A 3,028-nucleotide genomic window follows, 5' to 3' on the forward strand; every position below is an offset into this window, starting at 1 on the left:
CGATCCCGGTGCGCGTGGCGGGCCCGTTCGACAACCTGTCGTACAAGATCGAGTTCGGCAGCCTCGTTTCGGAGGCAGCGAAAGCCAAGGTCGCGGAGAAGACGCAGGAGATCAAGAGCGCGGTCGGCGACAAGGCGAAGGACAAGCTCAAGGGACTGTTCGGCAAATGACGGCAAGCGCTTCCTGATGCGGCTTGGCGTCGATCTCGGCGGCAGCAAGATCGAAATCATCGCGCTGGGCGACGATGGCGCGGTGCTGCTGCGCGAGCGCGTGGCGACGCCGCAAGGCGATTACGCGGCGACGCTGCAGGCGGTGGCCGGCTTGGTCGCGGCGGCAGAGAAAAGAGTCGGCGCTGGCGGCACGGCGGCGAGTGTGGGCGTTGGCATTCCCGGCGCCGAATCGCGCGCCACGGGACTGATCAAGAACGCCAACTCGACCTGTCTGATCGGCAAACCGCTCAGGCAGGATCTCGAGCAACTGCTGCGGCGCGACGTGCGCATCGCCAACGACGCCAACTGCTTCGCCCTGTCAGAAGCCGTCGATGGCGCGGGGGCCGGCGCGCGGGTGGTGTTCGGCGTGATCCTCGGCACCGGCGTCGGCGGCGGCATCGTCGTCGATGGCAAGACGCTGACCGGCGCCAATGCGATCGCCGGCGAATGGGGCCACAACCCGATGCCCGGCGAGTGGATTGACGACCATTCCCCCGGCCCCCTTCCCACGGAAGGGGGTGACGGAGGTTCGCCGCTTCGCGGCTCCGGCGCATTTGGAGGCGCCGCCTTGGGACGGCCCGGCGGCGGCGCACCAACCTGCTACTGCGGACGCAAGGGCTGCGTCGAGCTCTATCTCTCCGGTCCCGGTCTTGCCGCCGATCATCGCCGTGCCAACGGCGCCGACTGTTCGCCCGCCGAGATCATGGAGCGCGCTACTGCCGGCGATGCCGCTTGCGAAGCCACGCTGCAACGCTACGAGACGAGGCTGGCGCGCGCGCTGGCGCAGGTGATCAACATCCTCGACCCCGACGTGATCGTGCTCGGCGGCGGGCTGTCCAACATGGATCGCCTCTACGAAAACGTGCCGCGCCTCTGGGCCTCGCACGTGTTCTCCGATCAGGTCGCCACCCGCATGCGCAAGCACACGCATGGCGATTCTTCCGGCGTGCGCGGCGCGGCCTGGCTATGGCCTTGAACGCTCCCGTCGCGGTGGACGCGCTGTTCGCCGGCCAGGTCGCCCGGCTCGCCGGCGACAGCCGCAGCAGCGCGATCGTGAAAACGCCGGTGAGCGGTCGCCGCCTGCTGACGGCGGAAGGCCTCGCCGGCGATGCCCAGGCCGACCGCCGGGTGCACGGCGGCGTCGGCAAGGCGCTGCATCACTATCCGGCCGAGCACTATGCGCGACTCGCGGCGGCCTTTGCCGAGGCCCGGCACCTCGCGCCCGGCGGCCTCGGCGAAAACATCTCTACCCGCGGCATGACCGAGGACGATGTCTGCATCGGCGACATCTTCCGCCTCGGCGAAGCGCGCATCCAGGTGTCGCAGCCGCGCACGCCCTGCTGGAAGATCGACACGCGCACAGCCTGCGAGGGCGTCGCGGCCTTCATCGCCGAACACGGCCTGGCCGGCTGGTACTACCGGGTGCTCGATGCGGGGGAGATCGCCGCGGGCGACCGGCTGGAGCACATCGAGCGCCCCGCCGACGCCGTGACGCTGGCAGAATTCTCGCGCCTGGTGCGCCAGACGCGGCCTTCGATTGCCGCCGTGCTCCGGCTGGCTCATGCCAACGGACTCGATCCCAACTGGACGGCTAAACTCATGCAGCGCGCCGAGTGGCTGCGCAACAACGGGGGCAGTGAATGAATTTGTGGTTGCGCGTGTTTCTGCCCTTCGCCGCGGGCTATTACTTTTCCTATTTCCTGCGCAACGTCAATGCCGTCATCGCACCCGAACTGACGCGCGAGCTGGCCGTCTCGGCGGCCGACCTCGGCCTGCTGACCAGCGCCTACCTGCTCGCCTTCGGCGCCGTGCAACTGCCGCTCGGACTGGCGCTGGACCGCTACGGCCCGCGCCGCGTCGAAACCTTCCTGCTGCTGATCGCCGCCACCGGCTGCGCACTGTTTGCCGCCGGCAACTCGCTGACCGAACTGGCAGTCGCCCGGGCGCTGATCGGACTGGGCGTGTCGTCCTGCCTGATGGCATCCTTCAAGGCCTTCAGCCAGTGGTTCGGCACCGAGCGGCAGGCCTCGCTCAATGCCGCCATCATGGCCGCCGGCGGGCTGGGCGCGCTGACGGCATCGACGCCGCTGTCCTGGGCGATTCCGCATTTCGGCTGGCGCACCGTATTCATCGTGCTGGCCGTGGCCGGCGTCGCCGCCGCGGCGGGCATCTTCAGCACGCCGGACAAGTTCGGCAACGCCCGGCCGGAGCCCTTGCGCAGCCAGCTCGCCGGCCTCGGCGAAGTGCTCGCCAGCCGCGCCTTCTGGTGCTATGCGCCACAGACCATGCTGATCATCGGCGGCTTCCTGGCCTTGCAGGGACTGTGGGCCGTGCCCTGGCTGATGAATTTCTCGGGCCTGCCGCGCGAGGCGGCGGCGCACCACCTGCTGCTGATGGGCAGCGGCATGCTGATCGGCTTCCTCGGCATCGCCTTCGGCGTCGCGCCGCTCGCGGCGCGCGGCTTCGGCCCGCTGCGGCTGCTGAAGACGGGCATGGGGATCGGGCTGGTGGCGACCTTGCTGATCGTGCTCGGCACCGCGCCGGGCGAACCCTTGTGGTTCATTTTCGGCATGGTCTTCTCGGTCGGCAATCTCGCCTATGCGCTGCTGCAGGGCCATTACAGCCCGGCACTGGCCGGACGCGTCAACACCGCGCTGAACCTGATGGCCTTCGTCGGCGCCTTCGCCATCCAATGGGGCTTCGGCGCCGCGGTGGACGCCTTGCAGGCGGCCGGCCACGCACCGCGCGCGGCCTACCAGATCACCTTCGCCGCGCTGCTGGCGGTGCAGGCGGCGAGCTACCTCTGGTTCCTCAGCGGG

3 protein-coding genes are annotated in these 3,028 nt (G+C 69.4%); all 3 read left to right on the forward strand.

Annotation, left to right across the window (positions count from 1 at the left end):
- The first annotated feature begins 186 nt into the window (after positions 1-186).
- Positions 187-1,185 (forward strand): ROK family protein, encoded by a 999-nt coding sequence (locus tag WC493_RS22795; RefSeq protein WP_373068855.1) that lies wholly within the window; start codon positions 187-189, stop codon positions 1,183-1,185.
- Positions 1,182-1,853: an MOSC domain-containing protein gene (locus tag WC493_RS22800; protein WP_373068857.1), complete on the forward strand. Its 672-nt coding sequence runs from the start codon at positions 1,182-1,184 to the stop codon at positions 1,851-1,853. Before WC493_RS22795 ends, WC493_RS22800 begins: the two co-directional genes overlap by 4 nt.
- A partial coding sequence (locus tag WC493_RS22805; protein WP_373068859.1) for an MFS transporter occupies positions 1,850-3,028 on the forward strand: 1,179 nt, incomplete at its 3' end. The genes WC493_RS22800 and WC493_RS22805, both read left to right, overlap by 4 nt.

The sequence above is a fragment of the Zavarzinia sp. genome, assembly GCF_041650655.1.
Lineage (GTDB): Bacteria > Pseudomonadota > Alphaproteobacteria > Zavarziniales > Zavarziniaceae > Zavarzinia.